Annotated in this window: 24 protein-coding genes; 8 read left to right on the forward strand and 16 right to left on the reverse strand. The window is 67.9% G+C overall.

What is annotated here, in order from left to right; all coding sequences use genetic code 11:
* Window positions 1–90 precede the first annotated feature (90 nt).
* Both Bsp3421_RS15640 and Bsp3421_RS15645 read left to right on the forward strand, forming a co-directional pair.
* A complete protein-coding gene (locus tag Bsp3421_RS15640; protein WP_273996834.1) occupies window positions 91–501 on the forward strand; it encodes a response regulator in 411 nt (136 codons plus the stop codon).
* Window positions 502–574: 73 nt separating this feature from the next.
* Window positions 575–1,291, forward strand: a complete 717-nt coding sequence (locus Bsp3421_RS15645) for a helix-turn-helix domain-containing protein (protein WP_273998420.1) — start codon at window positions 575–577, stop codon at window positions 1,289–1,291.
* Window positions 1,292–1,339: 48 nt separating this feature from the next.
* On the opposite strand, the gene Bsp3421_RS15650 is transcribed toward Bsp3421_RS15645, so the two are convergent.
* Complete coding sequence (locus tag Bsp3421_RS15650; RefSeq protein ID WP_273996835.1) at window positions 1,340–1,462, reverse strand: hypothetical protein; 123 nt, start codon at window positions 1,460–1,462, stop codon at window positions 1,340–1,342.
* 200 nt (window positions 1,463–1,662) lie between these two features.
* Here Bsp3421_RS15650 and Bsp3421_RS15655 point away from each other — a divergent pair, with 200 nt between their 5' ends.
* The 3 genes from Bsp3421_RS15655 to Bsp3421_RS15665 all read left to right on the forward strand — a co-directional run bounded on the left by Bsp3421_RS15655 (window position 1,663) and on the right by Bsp3421_RS15665 (window position 3,712).
* Window positions 1,663–1,890 (forward strand): hypothetical protein, encoded by a 228-nt coding sequence (locus Bsp3421_RS15655; protein WP_273996836.1) that lies wholly within the window; start codon window positions 1,663–1,665, stop codon window positions 1,888–1,890.
* An 86-nt stretch (window positions 1,891–1,976) separates the two neighbouring features.
* Window positions 1,977–3,170 carry an MFS transporter gene (locus tag Bsp3421_RS15660; RefSeq protein WP_273998422.1) on the forward strand — a complete coding sequence of 398 codons (1,194 nt, stop codon included), beginning with the start codon at window positions 1,977–1,979 and terminating at the stop codon, window positions 3,168–3,170.
* 50 nt (window positions 3,171–3,220) lie between these two features.
* Entirely contained in the window at window positions 3,221–3,712 is a 492-nt protein-coding gene (locus Bsp3421_RS15665; RefSeq protein WP_273996837.1) for a flavin reductase family protein, read from the forward strand.
* Between the two features lie 28 nt (window positions 3,713–3,740).
* On the opposite strand, the gene Bsp3421_RS15670 is transcribed toward Bsp3421_RS15665, so the two are convergent.
* Window positions 3,741–4,019 carry a hypothetical protein gene (locus tag Bsp3421_RS15670; protein ID WP_443111459.1) on the reverse strand — a complete coding sequence of 93 codons (279 nt, stop codon included), beginning with the start codon at window positions 4,017–4,019 and terminating at the stop codon, window positions 3,741–3,743.
* 411 nt (window positions 4,020–4,430) lie between these two features.
* Here Bsp3421_RS15670 and Bsp3421_RS15675 point away from each other — a divergent pair, with 411 nt between their 5' ends.
* Window positions 4,431–5,111 (forward strand): polysaccharide deacetylase family protein, encoded by a 681-nt coding sequence (locus tag Bsp3421_RS15675; protein ID WP_273996839.1) that lies wholly within the window; start codon window positions 4,431–4,433, stop codon window positions 5,109–5,111.
* A 156-nt stretch (window positions 5,112–5,267) separates the two neighbouring features.
* Here the strand turns inward: Bsp3421_RS15675 and Bsp3421_RS15680 are convergent, their stop codons facing one another.
* From Bsp3421_RS15680 to Bsp3421_RS15735, 12 genes are all read right to left on the reverse strand, one after another.
* The gene (locus tag Bsp3421_RS15680) at window positions 5,268–5,660 is read right to left on the reverse strand and encodes a cytidine deaminase (RefSeq protein WP_273996840.1); all 393 of its coding nucleotides are present in this window, start codon (window positions 5,658–5,660) and stop codon (window positions 5,268–5,270) included.
* Between the two features lie 40 nt (window positions 5,661–5,700).
* Window positions 5,701–6,945, reverse strand: coding sequence for a phosphopentomutase (locus Bsp3421_RS15685; protein WP_273996841.1), 1,245 nt, complete (start codon window positions 6,943–6,945; stop codon window positions 5,701–5,703).
* 14 nt (window positions 6,946–6,959) lie between these two features.
* Window positions 6,960–8,279: a thymidine phosphorylase gene (gene deoA, locus Bsp3421_RS15690; protein WP_273996842.1), complete on the reverse strand. Its 1,320-nt coding sequence runs from the start codon at window positions 8,277–8,279 to the stop codon at window positions 6,960–6,962.
* Window positions 8,280–8,298: 19 nt separating this feature from the next.
* Window positions 8,299–9,078, reverse strand: coding sequence for a deoxyribose-phosphate aldolase (gene deoC, locus Bsp3421_RS15695; RefSeq protein ID WP_273996843.1), 780 nt, complete (start codon window positions 9,076–9,078; stop codon window positions 8,299–8,301).
* Window positions 9,079–9,092: 14 nt separating this feature from the next.
* Window positions 9,093–10,367 carry a NupC/NupG family nucleoside CNT transporter gene (locus Bsp3421_RS15700; protein WP_273996844.1) on the reverse strand — a complete coding sequence of 425 codons (1,275 nt, stop codon included), beginning with the start codon at window positions 10,365–10,367 and terminating at the stop codon, window positions 9,093–9,095.
* Between the two features lie 20 nt (window positions 10,368–10,387).
* Window positions 10,388–11,368 carry a nucleoside-specific channel-forming protein Tsx gene (locus Bsp3421_RS15705; RefSeq protein ID WP_273996845.1) on the reverse strand — a complete coding sequence of 327 codons (981 nt, stop codon included), beginning with the start codon at window positions 11,366–11,368 and terminating at the stop codon, window positions 10,388–10,390.
* A gap of 493 nt (window positions 11,369–11,861) precedes the next feature.
* Window positions 11,862–12,179, reverse strand: a complete 318-nt coding sequence (locus Bsp3421_RS15710; RefSeq protein WP_273996846.1) for a hypothetical protein — start codon at window positions 12,177–12,179, stop codon at window positions 11,862–11,864.
* A gap of 50 nt (window positions 12,180–12,229) precedes the next feature.
* Window positions 12,230–14,281: a hypothetical protein gene (locus Bsp3421_RS15715; protein ID WP_273996847.1), complete on the reverse strand. Its 2,052-nt coding sequence runs from the start codon at window positions 14,279–14,281 to the stop codon at window positions 12,230–12,232.
* Between the two features lie 5 nt (window positions 14,282–14,286).
* Window positions 14,287–14,679 carry a GtrA family protein gene (locus tag Bsp3421_RS15720; RefSeq protein ID WP_273996848.1) on the reverse strand — a complete coding sequence of 131 codons (393 nt, stop codon included), beginning with the start codon at window positions 14,677–14,679 and terminating at the stop codon, window positions 14,287–14,289.
* 1 nt (window position 14,680) lies between these two features.
* Complete coding sequence (locus Bsp3421_RS15725) at window positions 14,681–15,625, reverse strand: glycosyltransferase (protein ID WP_273996849.1); 945 nt, start codon at window positions 15,623–15,625, stop codon at window positions 14,681–14,683.
* 311 nt (window positions 15,626–15,936) lie between these two features.
* On the reverse strand, window positions 15,937–16,908 hold the full coding sequence (locus Bsp3421_RS15730) for a pyridoxamine 5'-phosphate oxidase family protein (protein ID WP_337995268.1): 972 nt from the start codon (window positions 16,906–16,908) through the stop codon (window positions 15,937–15,939).
* A 38-nt stretch (window positions 16,909–16,946) separates the two neighbouring features.
* Window positions 16,947–17,570, reverse strand: coding sequence for a glutathione S-transferase family protein (locus Bsp3421_RS15735; RefSeq protein ID WP_273996850.1), 624 nt, complete (start codon window positions 17,568–17,570; stop codon window positions 16,947–16,949).
* Window positions 17,571–17,713: 143 nt separating this feature from the next.
* On the opposite strand from Bsp3421_RS15735, the gene Bsp3421_RS15740 reads away from it, so the two are divergent.
* Window positions 17,714–18,613 carry a LysR family transcriptional regulator gene (locus Bsp3421_RS15740; protein WP_273998424.1) on the forward strand — a complete coding sequence of 300 codons (900 nt, stop codon included), beginning with the start codon at window positions 17,714–17,716 and terminating at the stop codon, window positions 18,611–18,613.
* 352 nt (window positions 18,614–18,965) lie between these two features.
* Here the strand turns inward: Bsp3421_RS15740 and Bsp3421_RS15745 are convergent, their stop codons facing one another.
* Entirely contained in the window at window positions 18,966–19,112 is a 147-nt protein-coding gene (locus tag Bsp3421_RS15745) for a hypothetical protein (RefSeq protein ID WP_273996851.1), read from the reverse strand.
* Window positions 19,113–19,503: 391 nt separating this feature from the next.
* Entirely contained in the window at window positions 19,504–20,286 is a 783-nt protein-coding gene (locus tag Bsp3421_RS15750; protein ID WP_273996852.1) for a hypothetical protein, read from the reverse strand.
* Window positions 20,287–20,535: 249 nt separating this feature from the next.
* Here Bsp3421_RS15750 and Bsp3421_RS15755 point away from each other — a divergent pair, with 249 nt between their 5' ends.
* On the forward strand, window positions 20,536–22,227 hold the full coding sequence (locus tag Bsp3421_RS15755; protein ID WP_273996853.1) for an SgrR family transcriptional regulator: 1,692 nt from the start codon (window positions 20,536–20,538) through the stop codon (window positions 22,225–22,227).
* The last annotated feature ends 23 nt before the right edge of the window (window positions 22,228–22,250 follow it).

Here is a 22,250-nt window from a genome sequence, read left to right on the forward strand (position 1 = left end):
GAAATTCCCTACACGAAGTACGTAAATCCTTACCGGATCTTCAACCCGCGCCGATTTCGCCGACGCGGCGGCCCCCGCATACTTGCCGCCATGAATGCGAATCACGCCACCGCTGCATTGAAGGTCTTCCTGGTCGATCCGGCCGCCGCCCTGCGGCGTCGGCTCGCGGCCCTGCTCGACGCACCGCCCGAGGTCGCGGTCGTGGGCGAGGCGGAGGACGCGCAGGCGGCGCTGGCAGGCATTCTCGCGTCCCAGGCCGACGTTGCCGTGATCGAGCTGCGGCTCACCGACAGCAGCGGGCTCGAACTGATTGCAACGCTCACGCGCGTCGCGCCCAAGGTGGCGATCGTCGTGCTGACGAATCAGTCCGGGCCGGCGTTTCGCACGGCGAGCGACCTGGCAGGCGCGGATTTCTTCTTCGACAAAACCGCCGAATTCGGTACAGCATGCCGCGCCATCGCCGCGATGGCGCGCCTGCGCGATGTGCCCGTCGCCCAATAAACAGGAGTCGAACATGTCGATCGCCCCAGCCGCTGCTCCCGCTCACACCCCGTCCGTCGTCGCGCCGCACGCGATGCCGCCCCCTCATCACGATGCGCCGAAAGCAGCCGCCGCGCGCTGCTCGACCTGCGCGATGCGCGCCGTGTGCCTGCCCGCCGATCTGACCGCGAGCGATCTGGCGCGCGTCGACGCGATGATCGGCACCACGCGTCACGTGAAGCGCGGCGAAGCCTTGTTTCGCAACAGCGATCCATTCCAGAGCATCTATGCGGTGCGCACCGGCTCGTTCAAGACGGTCGTCATGCATCGCGACGGCCGCGAGCACGTGACCGGCTTCCAGATCGCCGGCGAGACGCTCGGCCTCGACGGTGTGTGCAGCGGCCGCCACAACAGCGACGCCGTTGCGCTCGAGGACAGCACCGTGTGCATCATTCCGTTCTCCCAACTGGAAGCGGTGTGCCGCGACCTGCGACCGATGCAGCATCACCTGCACCAGATGATGAGCGGCGAGATCGTGCGCGAGTCGAGCCAGATGATGCTGCTGGGCACGATGTCGGCCGAGCAGCGCGTGGCCGCGTTCCTGTTGAACCTGTCGGCGCGTTTCAAGGCGCGCGGCTACTCGGCGGCGGAGTTCAACCTGCGGATGACGCGCGCGGAGATCGGCTGCTATCTGGGAATGAAGCTCGAGACCGTGAGCCGGATGCTGTCGAAATTCCAGCGCGAGAAGCTCATCGATCCGCGCGGCAAGCAGATCCGCATCACCGATCCGCAGGGACTCGCGCGGGTTTGACGCGCGCGGGCTGAATCGTTCCATCGAGGTGTCGTCTCGGCAGTGCGGTCATGAACCGCACTGCTCTTTTTGACGCGCCGGATCGAGGCCGATCAAGGTCCATGCGCCTTGATCCGGGCACGGCGTGCGCCGGTCATTCGCCCGATATTTTTCGTTGAGCGAAATTTTCACGCTTCCGCGCGATCCGCCGGAACGGACAGCGCAGCAGGTTCGACCGCTCGCGCAGCCATATTTCTCCATGACTCTTGGGGTGACGCAACCGCCGCGGGCGTTATCAAGCTCACGTCCTCGCCTCCGGTACGCCGATCAATCCCGATTCGTCGGCCATACCGCTGTTTCATTGCCCGCCTGATATTCCGTCGCGGCCATGCATGGATACCGTGTTTGATGCTCGCCTATTCGCGAGTAATATTGGGTCGCGCCGCCCGGACCTCGTCCTCACCCCCGACGAAGTCATCTCGCGCGGCCTGCGACGCCGCCCGTATCCGGCCAAGACCACCCGCCATCTGCTGCACGGCGGCGTCGAATACCGCTGCGACGTCGCGCTCGCCGAGTTGCGGCCCGACGCCCGCCGCCTGGACGATCACGACACCCGATGACCGACCCTTCCGCACCGGAGACAGGCTTGAACACGGTAACCCGATCGGATCTCGCACTGGACGCCGCCAGTGGACGCAACACCTTCGTGCTCGTCGCCTTCACCGCGTTGACGAATCTCGCGGACGGCGTGACCAAGGTCGCGCTGCCCCTGATGGCGACCACCCTGACGCAGTCGCCGATGCAGGTCTCCGGCGTCTCGCTCACCCTCACCCTGCCGTGGCTGCTGGTCGCGCTGCACGTCGGCGTGCTGGTCGACCGCGCCGATCGCCGCCAGCTGCTATGGCTCGCCAACGGCATGCGGCTCGCCGCGATCGTGACGCTCGTGCTGTTGTCGCTGTCGCAAGGCATCACGCTGCCGGCGCTGTACGTGGGCGGCCTCACGCTCGGCATCGCCGAGGTGATCGCGCTGACCTCGGCGGCCGCGCTGATCCCCGACGCCGTCGCGCCCGCCGGCCGCGAGCGCGCGAATGCCTGGGTCGCTGGCGCGGAGACGGTCTGCAACGAGTTCTGCGGTCCGCTGGTGGGCGGCCTGCTCGTCGCGGCCGGCACGGCGCTCGCGCTCGGCACCGTGTCGGGCGCCTACCTGATCGGCATCCTGGTGCTGTTCCTCCTGACCGGCCGCTTTCGCGTCGAGCGCGCGCCGAACGCCGGGCGCGAGCCCGTGCACCAGCAGATCGTCGAGGGGCTGCATCATCTGTGGCGCGAGCCGGTGCTGCGCCTGATGGCCATCACGCTGACCGTGCTGTGCGCCTGCTGGGGCGCCTGGCTCGCGCTCATGCCGCTGTTCGCGACCAAGGTGATGGGCCTCGACGCGCGCGGCTACGGCGTCGCGCTCAGCGCGCTCGGCGTCGGCGGCTTCGTCGGCGCGCTCAGCGTCACCACCCTGAACCGCTGGTTCGGGCGGCGCGCGGTGATGTTCGTCGACCTGCTGGGCACCCTCGCGATGATGGCCGTGCCCGCCGCGACCCTCAACCTGTGGGCGGTCGCGGCCAGCGCATTCGCGGGCGGCCTGGGCGGCACGCTGTGGACCATCAACGCGCGCACCCTCAGCCAGGCGCTCGTGCCCGGCTCGCTGCTCGGCCGCTACAACGCCGCCGCGCGCCTGTTCGGCTGGGGCGCGATGCCGATCGGCGCGGGGCTCGGCGGGCTGGTCGCCGAATACTTCGGCATGCGCGCCGCGTTCGTGGGATTCGGCGTCGCCACGCTGCTGCTGATCGTGCCGTTCCTGTGCATCGCGACGCCCGCGGCGCTCGACGTCGCGACGCGCGACCCGCAATGATGCGAGACGGCGCATCCGTGGACGCGCGGCGCGCGCATCCGGAAACGGCCGTGGATCCGCTGCTCCCGGACACCTTCCGCCACGCGATGCGCCGGCTCGCCGCCTCGGTATGCGTGGTGACCTGCCGCCGCGACGACACGTGGTACGGCATGACCGCGACCGCCGTGACCTCGCTGTGCGTGGAGCCGCCCTCGCTGCTCGTCTGCATCCATCGCGACACCACGTGCCATGCCGCGTTGAGCCGGTGCGACCGCTTCTGCATGAATGTGCCGGGGGCCCGGCATCAGCAGGTCTCGGCCACGTTCGGCCGCAAGGCCGACGATCCCGCCGCGAAGTTCGCCGTCGGCGACTGGCGGCTCACGGCGGACGGCCTGCCCTATCTCGCCGATGCGCAGTCGAACCTGGTCTGCCGCATCGCCTCGGTCTTCGAGCATGGCACGCACCGCATCTTCGTCGGCCAGTGCGAAACCATCACGAACGGTCCGGACGCGGCCCCGCTGCTCTACGCAAACGGCGCATACGGCACGCTCGCGGCGCTGTGAGCGGCCCCATGCCGGGACCGGCGGCCCCTCACCGCACCGCCTCCCGCATCGCCTCCGTCGCCGCATCGAACACGCCGCGCAGCGCCGCGCCGGCATCCTCGTCCACGACCGGCGCGAGCCGCCGCGTCGCGCCATCCTCGAACGTCAGTTCCAGCCCGACCCGATAGCCCGCGCCGCCCTCGCGCGCCTCGATCGTCAATCCGCATCCGGCGAGCCGCGCGCCCATCCGTTCGAGACGCAGCAGCTGCACGCACGCCTCCGCCTCCACGCGCGCCGAGCCGCCAAACCCCGCATAAACGATCTGCATTCCGATTCCCATGCATTCCCCCTCAAGCGACCCCGCCCATCCGTCAGTCGCCTCATCGGAGCAGCACGACAGACGATCGCCTCGTGCGACCGTCGTCTCATCATCGGGAAATATCCGCCACGTCGATTGACCTGCATCAACGAGCCACCGGCCGCTTTCTGATCGGGCTCAGATCCCGCGCACCCGGCCCGCGCCGCGCGCGCGAAACCGCCCGCGTTGCGGCCGGCTTGACGTGGCGCAACGCGCAAACGGCCAACCATCGCATGCTTGCGCAACACGCATCACGCGCCGCTCAATCCCCCTTACATCATGTCGCCACACGATCGCCCGACCCCATCCCGCGCTTCCACCCGCGCGGCGCGCCCGGCCCCTTCCGCCGTCACCGCCCCCGCGTCGCGACACGATGTCGCGGTGCTGGTCTATCACCGCTTCGCGGCCGAGCCGGGCACCGACCCGATGACCATCAGCATCGCCGCGCTCGACGCGCAACTGCGCCAGCTGCGCGACAGCGGCTACCAGATCGTGCCCTTGCGCGACATCGTCGCGTGGCGGCACGACGGCGATGCGCCGCTGCCGCCCAAGGCCGTCGCGCTCACGGTCGACGAAGGCCATCGCTCGATCCGCGAATGGCTGGGCCCGCTCGCGCGCGCCGAGCGCCTGCCCGTGACGCTGTTCGTGCAGCCCTCGGCGATCGACGCGGCCGTCGATACGCTGTCCTGGAGCCACCTGCGGCAACTGCATGCGACCGGACAGTTCGACGTGCAGACCCATACCTGGTGGCAGCCGGGCTTCGGCGTCGCGGCGCCGCCGCATGCGGTCACGCTCGCGCAGCTGCAACAGGCGCGCGCCGACCTGGAAGACCGTTGCGGCGGCCCCGTCGACATGCTGGCCTGGCCCTTCGGCACGCATGACGCGGCGCTCGCCACGCTGGCCGGCGAAGCCGGATACCGCGCGGGTTTCACGTTCGATGCGTGCAAGCTCCGCCGCGATGCGCCCGGCATGAACCTGCCGCGCTACCTGATGGTGGAAGCGTGTTCGCCCGCCGTGCTGCAGCGCCTGCTGCACCGCACGGACGAAGCGGGCCGCGCGTAGCGGCCCCGGGCGCGCCGGCGTTCTGGACACCGGAACAACCCAAACGAAAACGCGGCGGCGCGGGCGGATCATCCGCCGCGCGCCGCCGCGTTCAAGCGGGCCGGGTGAGCTTTTACGGGAGCCCGCGCGACGCACGGCCACGCCGCCCCACGCGCGTCACTCCAGGTAGAACGCCCCCGGCAACAGCGCCTCGGCGCTCGTCACGCTGACGTCGCCCTTCAGGTTCGCGAGCACCACTTCGAGCGTCGGCTTGCCCAGTTCGATCATCACCTGCCGGCAGGCGCCGCACGGCGCGATCGGGCCGTCGGTATCGCCGATCACGGCCAGCGTCGCGAAGTCGCCGGGCGCATAGCCCGACGCGATCGCGGCGAACAGCGCGGTGCGTTCCGCGCAGTTGCACAGCCCGTAGGACGCGTTCTCGACGTTGCAGCCGTGGAATACCTTGCCGTCCTTCGTCAGCAGCGCCGCGCCGACCCGGAAGCGCGAATACGGCGCATACGCCTTGTCGCGCGCGGCCTTCGCGGCGTCGATCAATGTGGTCTGATCCATGTCGTGTTTCCCTCGTGTCATGTCATGTCGTGTCGGTCGGTCAGTGCGCGCCCGCGCGCGTCCCCTTCGCGTCGAGAAACGCGACGCCGTCGGCAAATGCGTCGAGCCCGAACCAGCCGGCAAGACTCTGCCCGAGATCCGCGAACGATGCGCGCACGCCGAGGCTGCCCGGCGCGATGCGCGGCCCGTGAACGAGCAGCGGCACATGCTCGCGCGTGTGGTCGGAGCCCGGCCAGGTCGGATCGCAGCCGTGGTCGGCCGTGAGGACCAGCACGTCGTCGTCGCGCAGCAGTGGATACAGCGCCGCCAGGCGCGCATCGAAGCGCTCCAGCTCCGCCGCATAGCCGGCGATGTTGCGGCGATGGCCGTACTGCTGGTCGAAATCGACGAAGTTCGTCATCACGAGGCTGAAGTCAGGCGCATCGCGCAGCGCGTCGAAGGTCGCCGCCCACAGGCCGTCGAGCCCGTCCGCCTTGATCTTGCGCGTGACGCCCGCGCCCGCGTAGATGTCCGAGATCTTGCCGATGGCGATCACCTGGCCGCCCGCGGTCGCGAGCTTGTCGAGCAGGGTCGGCTCGGGCGGCGGCACCGCGAGGTCGCGCCGGTTGCCGGTGCGGCGGAAGTCGGCGGGCGTCGCGCCGACGAACGGCCGCGCGATCACCCGGCAGATATCGTAGCGGTCGACTTCCTCGCGCGCGATCTCGCACAGCCGGTACAGCCGGTCGAGCCCGAAAACGGTCTCGTGGCAGGCGATCTGGAACACCGAATCGGCGGACGTATAGAAGATCGGCTTGCCCGTCGCGATGTGCGCCGCGCCGTGCGTCGCAAGGATCTCGGTGCCCGACGCGTGGCAGTTGCCGAGATAGCCGGGCAGGCCCGCGCGCCGCACGAGCGCGTCCAGCAGCTCGGGCGGGAACGAATCGCGCGCCTGCGGGAAGTAGCCCCAATCGAAGCGCACCGGCACGCCGGCCAGCTCCCAGTGGCCCGACGGCGTGTCCTTGCCCGACGACAGCTCGCGCGCGGCGGCGTACGCGCCGATCAGGTCGGGCGTCGCGGAGAAGCCCGCCGGCAGCATGCCGGTCGCGAGCCGGTTCGCGAGACCGAGCCCGAGGCGTTCGAGCTGCGGCACGCGCAGCGGGCCGGCGCGACCGTCGCCGTCGCACGCGCCTTGCGCGCAACGCGCCGCGATATGGCCGAGCGTGTCCGAGCCCGCGTCGCCGAAACGCCCGGCGTCCGGCGTCGCGCCGATGCCGAGCGAATCGAGAACCAGAACGATGGCGCGCATGACAACTCCTCCGTTTAATCGATCAAGGCGTGGATCACGGGCGGCAGCTCGGCCGCCGCCGCGTCGATCCGGTACGCGCGCTGCACCTCGGCGAGCGCGCGCTGCGCGGCGTCGCGGTCGCGCGCGTGCACGACGCCGAGCGGCTGCCCGGCGTCGACGCGCGCGCCGAGTTCCGCGAGCCCGGTCAGGCCGACGGCCGGGTCCAGCACGTCGTCGGGACGGCTGCGGCCGCCGCCGAGCCCGACCACCGCGAGCCCGAGCGCGCGCGCGTCGACCGCGCCGATCCAGCCGGCCCGCGGCGCGGGCACCTCGATGCCGACGGGCGCCGTCGCGAGATGGCGCGCCGGCGCATCGAGCAGGTCGGCCGGGCCGCCGAGCCCCGCCACCATCCGCGCGAAGCGCTCGGCCGCGGCTCCCGATGCGAGCACGGCTTCGAGCCGCGCCTGCGCCTCGGCGGCGTCGCGCGCGAGCCCGCCCAGCCGCAGCATCTGGCCCGCGAGCGCGAGCGTCACCGCATGCAGGCGCGCCGGACGCGCCGCGCCGGTCAGGTAGTCGAGCGCGCAGCGGATCTCCACCGCGTTGCCGGCGCACGGCGCGAGCGCCTGGCTCATGTCGGTCAGCGTCGCCGTGGTGCGCATGCCCGCGCCGTTGCCGACGTCGACGATGCTGCGCGCCAGCTCGACCGATTTCTCATAGGTGGGCATGAACGCGCCCGAGCCAACCTTCACGTCCATCGCGAGCGCGTCGAGGCCCGCCGCGAGCTTCTTCGACAGGATCGACGCGGTGATCATCGAGATCGACTCGACCGTCGCGGTCACGTCGCGCACCGCGTAGATCGCCTTGTCGGCGGGCGCGAGCCGGCCGGTCTGGCCGATGATCGCGATGCCCGCCTCCTTCACGACGCGCCTGAAGCGCGCGGTGTCCGGCGCGACGTCGTAGCCGGGAATCGCTTCGAGCTTGTCGAGCGTCCCGCCCGTGTGGCCCAGCCCGCGTCCGGAAATCATCGGCACGTAGCCGCCGCACGCGGCGACCATCGGCCCGAGCAGCAGCGAGGTCAGGTCGCCGACGCCGCCCGTCGAATGCTTGTCGACCACCGGCCCGGGCAGGTCGAGCCCGCGCCAGTCGAGCACGTCGCCCGAATCGCGTTGCGCGAGCGTCATCTCGACGCGCGCCTCGATCGGCAGCTCGTTGAAATAGACCGCCATCGCGAACGCCGCGATCTGGCCTTCGCCGACCTGGCCGGCGCTCACGCCGCCGATGAAGCGCGCGATCTCGCCCGCTTCGAGCGGCAGACGGTCGCGCACGCGGCGGATCACTTCCTGGGGCAAAAACATGAGGGCTCCTTTGCTACCGTCAATACGCGCCGCCGCGCGCCGCGCCGACGCCGTGGCCGAGGGTCGCGAGCAGGCTGGCCAACAGGCTCGACGCGCCGAACCGGAACGTCGCGGGCGCGGTGTAGCCCGCGCCCAGTTCGCGCTCCGCGAGCGCGAGATAGGCCGCCGCCTCCTGCGCCGAGCGCACGCCGCCCGCCGCCTTGAAGCCGACCGGCCGCCCCGCGTCGCGGATCGCCGCGAGCATCGCGGCGGCCGCGTCGAGCGTCGCGTTGACGGCGACCTTGCCCGTCGAGGTCTTGATGAAATCCGCGCCGGCCTCGATCGCGATCTCGCTCGCGCGGCGGATCAACGCCGCCTCGCGCAGTTCGCCGGTTTCGAGAATCACCTTGAGGCAGCGGCCCGCCGACGCCGCGCGCGCCTGCGCGACCAGCTCGCGGCCGACCTGCGCATCGCCCGCGAGCAGCGCGCGGTACGGGAACACCACGTCGATTTCGTCAGCGCCCAGCGCGACGGCCTCGGCGGTCTCGCGCGCGGCCGCCTCCGGGTCCGCCGCGCCGTGCGGGAAGTTGGTGACGGTCGCGATCGGCAGCGCGAGGCCGCGCGCGGCCAGCGCCGCGCGCGCCGCGCCGACGAAGCGCGGATACACGCACAGCGCGGCGGGCGTGCCGACCGGCGTGTCCGCCGCGGCGGCGAGCGCCGCGATCGCGGCGTCGGTGTCGTCGTCGTTGAGCGACGTGAGATCGACCAGATGCAGCGCCTTGAGCGCCGCTTCGGTCAGCTGGTTGCGAGAGAGTTGCATGGCAACGCGCCTTGTCAGGTCAGGGAGAAGAACAGCCCGGCGATCGTCGCGCTCATCAGGTTCGACAGCGTGGCGGCCGCGAGCGCGCGCATGCCGTAGCGCGCGACGTCCGAGCGCAGCTCGGGGGCGACGGCGGTGAAGCCGCCCGTCAGGATCGCGATCGACGAGAAGTTCGCGAAGCCGCACAGCGCGAACGACACGATCGCGATCGTCTTCGGCGTCAGCGCCTGCAAGCCGGCCGCGGCCACCTGCGCGCTGTTCTGCAGGTACGGCGACAGCCCGCTGTACGCGACGAATTCGTTGAGGATCAGCTTCTGGCCGATGAAGTTGCCGGCCACGGCGGCATCCTGCCAGGGCACGCCGATCAGCCACGCGAGCGGCGAGAACAGCACGCCGAGCAGCGACTGCAGCGTCACGTGCGCGAAGCCGAGCCAGCCCGCGACCACGCCGACGGTGGCGTTGAGCAGCGCGATCAGGCCGATGAACGCGACCAGCATGGTGCCGACGTTGACGGCGATCTTCATGCCGACGCTCGCGCCCGACGCGGCCGCCTCGATCACGTTGGCCGGCCGCTTCTCGTCGAATTCGAGCGAATCGATCACGACCTCGCTCGGCGCGACCGACGGGCACAGCATCTTGCCGAACAGCAGGCCGCCCGGGATCGCCATGAACGACGCGGCGAGCAGGTACTCCATCTTGACGCCGAGCCCCGCGTAGCCGGCCAGCACCGAGCCCGCCACCGACGCCATCCCGCTCGACATCACCGCGAAGATCTCGGGCCCGCTCAGGCGCCGCACGAACGGCTTCACGAACGCGGGCATCTCGCTCTGGCCGAGGAAGATCGTCGCGACCGCCGAGCAGGCCTCGACCCGGCTCACGCCGAGCAGCTTCGCGAGGCCGCTGCCGACGGCCTGGATCACCCACTTCATCACGCCGATGTAGTACAGCACCGCGATCAGCGCGGTCACGAAGATGATCATCGGCAGCACGCGCAGGCCGAACGCGAAGCCGCCCGCGCCGAACAGCTCGAACATCTTGTCGCCGACCAGCCCGCCGAACAGGAACGTGAGCCCGTGCTGGCCCATCTCGAGCACGTCGTTCACGCCGCGCGCGACGGCCGCGAGCACCGCCCGGCCGATCGGCACGAACAGCACCAGCGCGCCGATCGCGAGCTGCAGCGCGAGCGCCGCGACCACGGTGCGCCCGCGCACCGCGCGGCGATTCATCGACAGGCAGTAGCCGACCACGAGCAACACCAGAATGCCACACAGACTGCGCAGGATATCCACGGTCAATCCTTGAAGAGGAATCAGAACTTGTAGCCGACGCTGGCGTAGTAGCCCCAGCCGGTCGACCGGTTTTGGAACGGCCCGTTGCCGAAGTTCAGCTCGGTGCCGCCCCACTGCCCGCCGTTATGGAAGTAACGGGCCGCGGTCCAGAAGCGCCAGTGCTGGAATTCATAGATCAGCACGTTGGTCGCGACGAACGCGGTGTCGGTGCGGGTGTCGCCACCCGTCTGCTCGGCGAGGCGCGAGCCGAAGTCGTAGTTGAAGAAGCCGACGAAGGTCAGGTGGCCGCCCGCGTACACGCCGATCGGATACACGTACTTCATCTGCGCGCGATAGCCGTCCCACGAATTCTGGTTGGGCGCGCCATAGTTCTCCCACTGGCGGCGCACGTACAGGTTGGCCGACAGGAACACCGGCAGCGGCGTCTTGATGTCGGTGCCGATGCCCGCGTACAGCGTGTTCTGGCGGCCCGACACGTTGTGGCCCTGGTCGTAGATCCAGTCGAACGCGACGTACCACTCCTTGAACGGGCCGAAGCCGAGCTTGCGCCCGACCAGATCGTCGATCGACACACGCGGCTCCTGCTCGCTGAACAGCGGCGACCCCTTGTTCGAGATGCCGGTGTCGTAGCCGTTGCCGACGCCGAACGCGCGCGGCATGTCGACGTAGCCGTACAGGTCGAACGGCCCCTTGCGGCCGAAGTACTCGTATTCGAGGTAGACGTCGTTGGTGCGGTACGGGCCGAAGCGGATGTTCTTCGAGCCGATCACGCCGATGCTCTGGTGGAACCAGTCCGACAGGTACGGCGACGCCGGCAGCGTGTCGCCGGTCTTGGCCGGCGGCGTCGGCGCGCCGCCGCCGCTTTCGGCGAGCGTGTCCGCGCGGGCCGGCGCGGCACTCAGCGCGACGACCGTCGCGATCCCCACGGTGGCGGCCCGCCAGGGGCGGGACAGCGGTAAGGCGCGTGCGGACGCGCGGCGCAAGCTCGTGTGTTGATCCACGTTCGGTGGTTTCCTTCTTGGGTAAGTGACGATCGATGCCGCGCGCCCCGAGGGACCGCGCGGCGGGCCGGACCTGCTGAAATCAAGCGATATGGCTCCGGCCCGCGCCGCCGGATCGGCACGGTTCCCTCGCCCCCTGTTGCGCCGGTCACGCCGGCTGTCTCTGATGCCCCGTTGTCGTGCGCAATGAATCACACATCACGTTATTTAAATAACATTAGCAAAAGCGGTGCCATCCCGAAACTCAGGGAAAACAACCATTTCGCGGAAGTAAATTGCACGGAATCTGTGCCGGTTTGCGACACAAATGGGAACACATGCGCTGAAATTGACCATGCGGTCAGGTTCCTGAGGCGCGTCCCGGAAGACGGCGTGGCGAGCAAACATCGATATCTTACGAATGGCTTGTGGTCGGCAGTCAGGAGCGCGAAACGTCGCGCGCCGGCGTCGCGCATCGTCGGATGAAACCGGCCGATGCGCGTGGGGGCTGAAATCAGGTCCGCGCGTGCAGGGGCAACCGCTCCGGCACCGTGCGAACCGTGTCGGTCGGCACCTGCGCGTGATAGCTGAAATGCAGGTGGCGCACGTCGAGCCGCCGCGTCCCGCGCGCGGCGGCGGGCAGCATGGCCATGCCCCCGCCCTGCGCCATCACCGCGAGCGGCGCGCCCGAGCGGGCCGACCCGCTTGCCGGCCCGTCCGCGATGCCGGGCGGATAGCCGGACCCGACGATGTCGCGCAGGAGATCGCCGAGCGCCGCGTCGTCGGCGCAGGCCAGGCGTTGGCCGTGCGGCGCGTCGACGTCGCCGCCCATCGCCACACTGTCCCTTGATATGTATACGTGCATCTGTCTTGCTCGCCGATTCACGGGCGGCCCGACGGGCCCCCGGCCGCGCCCGGACGCGCGGCGGCGCGCATTATAGATCGAGCGCGGCGCGCGCGGCGGCGGTTTCGCCAGTGGCGGGAATCGACAGGCGTCGCGACGCGCCCGCGCCGCGGGAACGCACGCGGCAGCCGCCTTGCGCGAAGCGGCCGCCGCAGGGACGCCCTCGCGGGCGCCGGCCCGCTCAATCGCCGAGCGGCGACAGCCGGCACCACTGGTACGGCAGCGCGCTGTCGCCGACCCGCGCGGCGCGCACGCTGCACGAGGCGGCGTCGAGCGCGAGGCCGACCCCCGGCCAGCGATTGCGCGGCCAGCTTCAGGTTCGCGCGGTTCTCGCCCGCGATGTCGCGCACGTCGTCCGCGCGCAGATCCAGTTCGCATTGCCGCTCCGGCTGACGGGACGGCGCCACCGAGGCATGCAGCCGCAGACGCGTCACGAACCGCGCCAGCATCGCGCAGCGCTCGGCGGTGCGGTTCAGGCCGAGCCGCTCGACCACCCGATTGGCGCGGCCGACCGACTCGCTGCGCCAGTTCGTCTCGGCGTCGACGATCGCGTAGATCGGGCCGCCGCGCATGCGCGCCGCGTCGCGCAGATGCAGGCGGAACGCCTCGGTGCCGGGGAACCCGCTGCCGACCTGGATGAACTTCACCGCCGGCGACGCCTGCGTCGCGACCCAGCCCCATGCGTGCCCCTGCACGGCCGAGATCACGACCGTGGTGTCCTGCGGCCGCTCGATCGTCGGCAGGTCCGCGTGATAGACGGGCTCTTCCCAGCCCGCATGCCCCCAGGTCGGCGCGCCGCCCGCGAGCACGACGGCCGTCGCGACCGCCAGCAGCCAGCCGGCCGCGCGGCGCGCGCGGGCGCGCGGCAGCAGCGCGTGACACGCGACCCACACCACGAACGGCGCGAGCAGCTCGATCGGGACGATGTAGCGATAGATGCTGAAGAGCTTCATCCACACGACGAAGCCGATCGCGACGAACACCACGACGAAGCGCGCGCGCGCGTCGACGGATGCCCCCTGCCGCCGCGCCAGCAGGCGCGCGCCGCCCGTCGCGGCCCACAGCAGCAGCAGGACGTAGACGATCGGCCAGATGATCTGGCGCACCTGGGTCTCGCTGACCCGCTTCGGATGCCACGCCATGATGAACGGCCACACGACCGTTTCCCACAGATCGACCGGCCGCCAGCGCGTATCGACGACCGCGTTCGGCAGCGTGTGCGGATTCGGGAACAGCGAGCCGAACTGCGGATACAGCGGATTGCCGAACAGCGTCCACATGTGCGCGATCCAGTATCCGCCCGTGACCGCGAACCCCACGAGTACGCCGATGCCGAACAGCACGCTCACGCGCAAGCGCACCAAGGCGCGGCCCGGGTAGACGAGCAACGCCGCGCACATCGCCACCGCGTAGACCGCATTGGTCAGCTTGAGGCCCGCGCTCATGCCGACGAGCGCGCCGGCCGCCGCCGTCACCGCGACCGCGCGCGCCGTCCCGCCGGCCAGCGTCGACCAGTTGGCCAGCAGGACGAGCAAGCCGGCGAGCACGAACAGCGCCGTGGTGTCGTCGCCCATCGAATTGCCCAGACACGACAGGAAGTTGCCGGTCAGGCAACCGGCCAGCGCAAGCAGCAGCGGAATCCGCAGCCGATCGCCGTCGCGCAGCCCGGGCAGCGCGCATCGGCCGATCGCCGCCAGCAGCACGAAGCTCAGCCCGTGCAGCCAGCCGTAGGCGAACGCGACGAGCCGCGCCGGCAGATGCGTGCTCGCCCAGTAGAACGGCACGTCGAGCAACGGGTTGAAGTACGTCTGCATGCCCGCCGGCGCCACGTCGACGAGCAGCTTGTCGTGCAGCCACGCAAACGGGTTGTACACGTGGTAGTTGAGCATGTCCCAGTTCGTGTCGACACCGAGCAGCACGGAATACAGCCCGAAGCAAAGCGGCACGACCAGACAAGCGATCAGGAACGCGCGCGGCGTATCGAGGCGCGCGCCGCGCGTCGTCGGCGCGGCAGAATAGGAATGATTCATGTTGATCAGGTTGAACGGCGCCGGAACACCCACCACCGCGCCGATGCGAAGTTCGCGCCCAGTCCGCCCACCGAGCCGAGCGCGACGCTCCAGAGCGGCAGCCACGCATTGTGCGGCAACAACAGGACCGCGCCGCTGTAGACCGCATAGTTGATCACGCCGCCGACCGACATCGCGGCCAAGTAGCGCCACCATTCGCGCCACGGCGAGGCATCGCCGGACGCGGCAAACGTGAAGCGGCGATTCAGCCGCCAGGTGACCCAGACCGCCGTCAGGAAGGACAACGCGCGGCCGGCGAAATAACCGGCGCCACACCATACCAGCAGCGACAGCACGGCCGCATCGACCAGGAAGCCGATCGTCCCGGCCACGAGGAAGCGCAGCAATTGCGCGCGCACGTCAGCGCGGCTCCCGTCGCGTCTGCTGGCCGAACGACAGATAGGCGAGGCGCTTCACCTCGGCGCGGCCGCGCGACACCGTATCGAGCACGAGCCCGCAGACGAACAGGATGGCGCTCAACAGCATCAGCGCCGAGCACAGCAGCGCGGTGGGCAGACGCGGCACGAGACCCGTCAGCAGATAGTCGTCGAGCACCGGGACCGCCAGCACCATCGACAGCAGCGCGCACAGCAGCGCGATGCACGAGAAGAACAGCAAAGGCTTCTCGGTCTTCATCAGCTTGACGATGGTGAGCAGGATGCGCATGCCGTCCCGCCAGGTGTTGAGCTTGCTTTCCGAGCCGTCCGGACGGCTGCCGTATTCGGTCGCGATCTCCGCCACCGGCATGCGCAGCTCCAGCGCGTGCACCGTCAGCTCCGTCTCGGTTTCGAAGCCGACCGCATGCGCGGGGAACGACTTGACGAAGCGCCGCGAAAACACCCGATAGCCGGACAGCATGTCGCTGAACGTGCGGCCAAACAGCGTCGAGACGCAACGCGTCAGCAGTTGGTTGCCGAAACGATGCCCCGGCCGGTACGCCGCGCGCTCCGCGGAGACGCGCGTGCCGACCACCATGTCGAGCCCGTCGTCGACGAGCGCCTGAACGAGCGTCGGCGCTGCGGCCGCGTCGTAGGTGCCGTCTCCGTCGACCAGCACGTAGACGTCGGCCTCGATGTCCGCGAACATCCGTCGGATCACGTTGCCCTTGCCCCGGTCGGGCACCGAGCGCACCGTCGCGCCCGCGGCGCGCGCGATGCGCGCCGTGTCATCGACCGAGTTGTTGTCGAATACGTAGATGCGCGCGTTGGGCAACGCCCGCTTGAAATCCTCGACGACCGAACTGATCGTGACCGCTTCGTTATAGCAGGGCACGAGTACGGCAATCGCGGGATCCCCGGGCAGCATCGAATGATCTGGCGCCGGCTTTAACCATTCATGTGGCGCGTCGTTTTTGTGTTCCATCTCGGCATATCGGCAGCTGGTGGCAAATGAACCCATACGCGCCGCTGGTCTCCGGCGACGTATTCATCGGGCCCAGATTGTAGGCGATTCTGCCCACAGGTTTGCATCGATCGACCAATAATCGCCACTTTGGCACACCAATCCCGCCCCGGAAGCCGCCTCCGGCGAACCGGAGCAACAAAGAGGGCTCGGTCAGTTGCGCCGCCAGGCCGTCCACCGCCCGCTCCGCGGCCAGGCCTTGCCGCACGCCCCGGTCACGCCCCTGCCTGCGCCTCCGGCCCCGCCTCGCGGGCGAACTGGGGCGCGAAGATCGCCGCCGACCACGTGAACGGCATGCGCGCCGCGCTGCGTCGCACTTCGTCGATGTGGAAGCGCACCAGACGCCGCGCGCCGCTGAACGCGGCCAGTTCCGGACCGTCCCAGATCAGTGCCGCGCGGGCGCTGATATACAGCAGGTCGCCGCTGTCGAAGTCGATGAACAGCAGCCCCGCGCGCGGCTCATGCAACAGATTGCCGATCGTGTTGAAGAAGTTGTTGCCGCTGAAATCGGGCGTCGTCAAGGTGCGCGCGTCGTCGACCCGCGCGAAGCCCGGCTCGCCGCCGCGATGCGAGACATCGACGCCGCGCGCGCCGCCCGCCTCCTCCGACACGTTCGCGCTCGCGATGAAGAACGTATCCGCGCGCGCCAGCAGCGCGCGATCCACCTCGTCCAGTTCGCGCGCGCGACGCTGCGGCGCGCCGGCCGCGCGCGCGACGAAACTCGGCGCGCGGCTCTGGATGTAGCGCGGGCAATTGCCGAAGCTCTGGCTGACCGCGAGCGTCATCGCATCGCCGTCGAGCGCGCGGATCACTCCGTTGACGCGATTCCGGCGCCGCGTCTGCGGCTGCAGCCCGAGCAGCCCGACCGGCGCGCCGACGCGCCATGCCCCCGCCAGCGGATCGTCGCGCAGCGCGCCACCCGACAGCACCAGCGTGTCCTCGGCCGGCGCCGCGACGAAACCCGGCGCGCCGGCGCGCACCGTCGCCCACGGTTGTCCCGACGGGTCCAGCCCGCCCACCAGGATGAACGGCAGCTGCGCATAGAACGCACGATGCTGCTCCGGCATCCAGGTCCGGATGCCGCGGCTCGCCGCGACCGCGAACTCGCTCACGCCCGCGCGCGCCTGCGCGGCCAGCTCGCCCGCGTGGAACGGCAGCGCCTCGGGCGACGAAACATCGGCATGCATGGTGAACTCCTGTCTGCGCGCGGCCGGGCCCGGCCGCGTCAGGCTTGCGCCGGCAACGCGACGAACCCCGGCAGCGCCTCGATCCGCGCGAGCCACGCGCGCAGGTTCGGATACGGTTCGAGCGATACCCCGCCCTCGGGCGCATGCGCGATGTACGAATAGCCCGCGACGTCCGCGATCGTCGGCGTCGCGCCCACGGCGAAGGTCTTGCCGGCCAGCTGCGGGTCGAGCAGTTCGAACAGGCGCACCGCCGTCGCCTGCGCGTCGGCGAGATCGTAGGGCGCGCCGAAACGCGTCACGAGCCGCGCGCGGCACGGCCCGTACATGATCGGACCGGCCGCCAGCGACAGCCAGCGCTGCACCTCGGCCGCGCCGGCCGGATCGCCGGGCAGCCACGACGCATCGCCGTAGCGCTTCGCCAGATACACGAGAATCGCGTTCGAGTCGGACAGCACGACGCCGTCGTCCTCGATCACGGGCACCTGGCCGAACGGATTGAGCGCGAGAAACGCCGGCGTGCGCTGCTCGCCCGCGAACAGGTCGACCGGCACGATCTCGACCGGCAGGCCGAGCAGCGACAGGAACAGCTGGACGCGATGACCATGTCCGGACAGCGCGGTCGTATGCAGGCGGATCGGCTTGGACGGAACGGATTGGGACATGAGCGGGGCTCCGGGAGATCAGGTTGGAAGGGACGATGCATCCGCCGCCGCACGACGACGGACATGCGCAGCCTAACGCGCGCCAACTCTCCTCGGAAGGTGGATAATCGACGAAACACAATCCTTCATGAATGGACAATCCGATGGCGGACCTGCGCGACGTCAATCTGAACCGGCTGACCATCTTCGTCGCGGTGGTCGAGGCGGGCTCGCTGACCGCGGCGGCCGCGCGGCTCGGGCTCGCCAAGACCATGGTGAGCACGCACATGCAGCGGCTCGAAGCGGAGGTCGGCGCGAGCCTGCTGGTGCGGACCACACGGCGGCTCAACGTCACCGAGGCCGGCCGCGCGTTCTACGACGCGAGCCGCGAGATCCTGCGCGCCACCGAGGCGGCGCTCGCCGCGGTGTCCGGCGGGGCGGGCCCGCTGCGCGGCACGCTGCGGGTGAGCGCGGCGGTCGATTACGGTTCGCTCGTGGTCGCCCCGGCGCTGGTCGCGCTGCGCGATGCGCATCCGGAGCTGGAGGTCGACCTGCAATGCGACGACCGGCAGGTCGACCTGATCGCGGGCAATCTCGACGTCGCGATCCGGCTCGGCCGGCTCGCGGATTCCAACTACCGCGCGGTGCGGATCGGCGATTTCGAGCGCTGGCTCGTCGCGAGCCCCGGGTTCGTCGCGCGCCATGCGGCGCTCGACACGCCGGCCGCGTTCGACGCCCTGCCCTACATCCAGCTGTCCAGCGTGCCGCGCGCCACGCTGGAACTCACGCACGTGTCGGGCGGGCGGGCGACGCTGCGCTGCCGGCGCGCGTTCGCGTCGAACACGGCCACCGCCTGTCACGCGGCGGTGCTCGCGGGCGGCGGCTTCACGGTTGCGACCAGCTTCGCGTCGGACGAGGATCTCGCGACCGGCCGCCTGGTCCGGCTGCTGCCGGGGTGGTCGCTGCCGGCGGGCGAGATCCATGCGGTGTTCCCGTCGACGCGCCATCCGTCGGCCAAGGTGCGCGCGCTGATCGAGGTGCTCAAGGCGCGGTTGGCGCGCTGAGTGGTATTGCTCCCGGGGGGGCCTGCGTTGGGTCGTCCTGGGCTGGTCCGGCGGACTGCGATACTACGGTCGAGCGATATTCTGAGCGCAGCAATCAATCCGGAACGGGCGCCAGCACCTCGGACATGAACTGTAGTGCGACGCATGCATCGGCACCATGCACCGCAGAGACTTGGTGAAAAGACCTCGCTAACAGGGGACTCCGCATTCGATCGCCACTCTTACGGCCATGATTCGCGCACGACGCCACCGAAAGCGATCCGCGACTGGCTGCTGTTTGCAATGTCACGATTTGCATGTGGGCCTATGCCCAATGCAATCTCGCAGGTTGAGGTCATCATGCCATTCCTGTTCAGTGAATCTTGAGGCCATCCAACAAGCTCCAGTCTCCGGCGAAGGGCAAAGCGACAGAATCACGCAACGCCTGCGCCTTCTCGGCGAGGGCCATAGCTGCTCCGTTTTCCATCGCATCATGCATCGCTGGAAGCCTGATCTTCACGACGCCCTTCGTGAGAATCGATTTTCACACGCAGCCGATTCACTTCTGCGATATGCAAGACCGGCACGCTGGCGGAATTAAAGGACACGAAACCCGTGCTGGCAAAGTTAGTGGAGAGGGCCACCTCGCATTGTCGAAAAAAGCGACGAGAACGACATTGCAGCAAATCCGCCGGAAGCCCTGAAGCGAACGGCTTACCGCTCAATTGCTGTCAGCAGGGCTACGGATCAACGCCGGCATCAATAAAGAACGCCAACAGCATGACGCTATACGTCAGTCCTTCGATTGAGCCAACCCCAGCGGTGTCGCTGACAACCTGTCACCCGTGGAGGTTAAGCGGTGCTGTGCGCCAAATGGACTGCCCAGAGCACAGACCACATGTTCGAAATTTCTAGACCTTGTCGAGTGAGGTGCCGTGCATGGAAAGCAGCAGCAATGCACTCACGATTGGTGTCAGGACCAGACCGCGCACGAAGATAGGAACGAGATGCGAGAGCGCCGCATCGGCCGCAAACAGCGCTGCATAAAATACGGCGGCTCGGATGATATGGGATACGGTTGTCGTGCCGGTGGCCATCGCCTGTCGAGCAGCCATTCCCCGACGTACGATCCACCTCGGTACAAACCGCGCCGCCATCATCGCAATGGCAAACGTCATTCCGTATAGAACGGATCCCATGAACCATGACTCACCATTGAATTCGCCAAGTACGACAGAGGAAGCGTGAAGGCCGCTTGGCATCGCTGAGGTCGCCATCGAGATATGGGCTACTGAAAAATGCAGGAAATCCTCTATCTGAATCATCAGATAGCCACCGATGGCGGCGGCCGATAGTGCAGACAGGCAATACCCGATCGTGTGATGGCCCCCTTTCTGCAACTGCACCTTGCTCCTATTTGCCAGATTGAGCACAGTCGCGCCTACCATGACACCCAGAAGCAACGGCAACAATATCAGGCCAGGTGACAGCAACTCAAGCATGGTTGCGAGATCAGCGCTGACCAGGATCGCGATCAGCCAGATCACAGGCCGTCTGCGCACATCGTGCAAACGCTCGACGAACCATGTGCCGAAGCGCGAGATGCCCACGCCACTGAGTGCACCATACGCGCACCCCTGTCCGTTATGAGTAGCGCCAGACTCCAGATTAGCGTGCAGGCTGTTTTTATTCATGGTAATAGAGGATTCCTAAATCATAATTTGAATCAACGACCCGGCATCGCGCTGCGCCCCCGTCGCGCCACTGCCCTGCCCGATTGCCGGATCGCACGCACAGCGTAATTGATCGGACAAAACTGCCAGCTTGGCGGACGTCCATCGAGAATATTGGCCGTCTGACCCATATGCCGTCGGATGTAGACATGATGAAGGGCATAGCGGAAAATAAAAACGGACGATTTCAGTGGCGCGATTTCCTCTTTTATGCGACTCATCGATCAATTTCAGAAAATTCACGAGCTGCTGGAGGCGAAGGCCGCCCAGCCTGGTCTCCCGGCACTAGCAGAGGCATTGCATTGCACCGAACGCAACGCGCGGCTCTTGCTGCGCAAGATGGAGGCGCGAGGTTGGCTCAGCTGGGATGCGGCTCGCGGGCGCGGGCACTTCTCTCGTCTAGCCTTGCTCACCACACCGAAACAGGTGTGGTTGGATCATCTGTCAACGCTGCTCGCCAAAGGCGAGTTGGAGGAGGCCTTTGCCAGCCTCGACAGCGATCAGCGAAAGCAACTGATGACGCGACTGCCGGATTTCATGGGGGTGTCGGAGGTTGACGGTGCATTCGCCCGGCTCCGAATACCGTTGGCGCGTACCGTGAGGGCGCTTGATCCGTTAGAGGCTAAATTCTTAACAGAGGCGTATTTAATCCATCATATTTTCGCGCGGCTTTTGGAATTTGATCGGACTACAAATCAATTGATTCCCGCATTGTCTCACCATTGGGAGGATGAGGAGAATGGAAAAATCTGGAATTTCTGGCTCAGGCGTGGATTGACCTTCCACGATGGAAGTCCGCTGGAGGCTGTGGATGTTCAGCACACGCTACTCCGTTTACGCGATGCGATGGGCGACGATGAGTCACATTTCAGGAATCTAGACTCCGTGGACGTTAGCGGCAGCTGGAAAGTGACGTGTCGCTTGAAGACCGGGGACTACTTTTGGCTGCACTACCTTGCAACCGAAAGTGCATCGATCGTCCCTAGAAAGAGGAGCAGTGATTTCTCGTTCATGCCGATCGGCAGCGGCCCGTTCAGGCTCACGCGGCGTAGCGATTATCGTCTCTCCCTGTCAGCATTCGAAAACTACTACAAAGAACGCGCACTGCTCGAGGAAATCGACTTGTGGGTGATGTCGGAGGCAGATGAAGCATCGAAGTTCGATCTTCACTTTGGCCCAATTTCCGATTCGCCCACAGGACAGAGCCAGGTTGTGCAAGAGCTGTCCACCAGCGTGCAGGTTGTGTGTAATCCGTGCCGGCCGTTCTTCTCGAGCGCATCACAGCGGCTTGCATTGGCAGACTGGCTTGCGCGGACCGAGTTGATCTCGACGCAAGGTATCTCCCGGCGCCCCGCGTTCGGATATTTGCCTGCGTGGCGGCATCGTGTCGCTACGCTTGGGACTCGTCGACCACGTATTCCGAAGACAGCCAAGTTGAAGATGGTGGCGATCTTGACCAGCAAAGACGAGGAGATATTTAATTTGATTCTGAATAGGCTTCAGGCCGCAGATGTGGACGTTGCCGTTGCAGTGCTGTCGCACGAAGAGTACCTTCGATGCGATTGGGTGGAGTCCGCCGATCTCGTTGTGTGCGGCGGCTATAGCAATTCAAACGAAGAAATGTGCTGCCATTGGCAGTTTTCAGAGGAGCCAGTCTTCCGTCGATGGATAGCGAAGGAGCACCGGCTGTCCATCGATAAAAAATTGCTGGCGATCAGAGAATGCCCGGATGCTCCAACGCGGATGGAACGTTATAAGGAGCTGGACAAGCAGTTTGTCAATGAGGGCTGGACGATACCGATTTCACATACGATTTCCCATGTACGTGTCGGAGCACATGTGGGTGGCGCGAAAGATATGACTCTCGGATACGTACCGCTTGCCGGTCTTTGGCTGCGCTAACGTGAATTCTTCGCGGTCGATCC

It is taken from the genome of Burkholderia sp. FERM BP-3421 (assembly GCF_028657905.1).
In the GTDB taxonomy this organism is placed as follows: Bacteria; Pseudomonadota; Gammaproteobacteria; order Burkholderiales; family Burkholderiaceae; genus Burkholderia.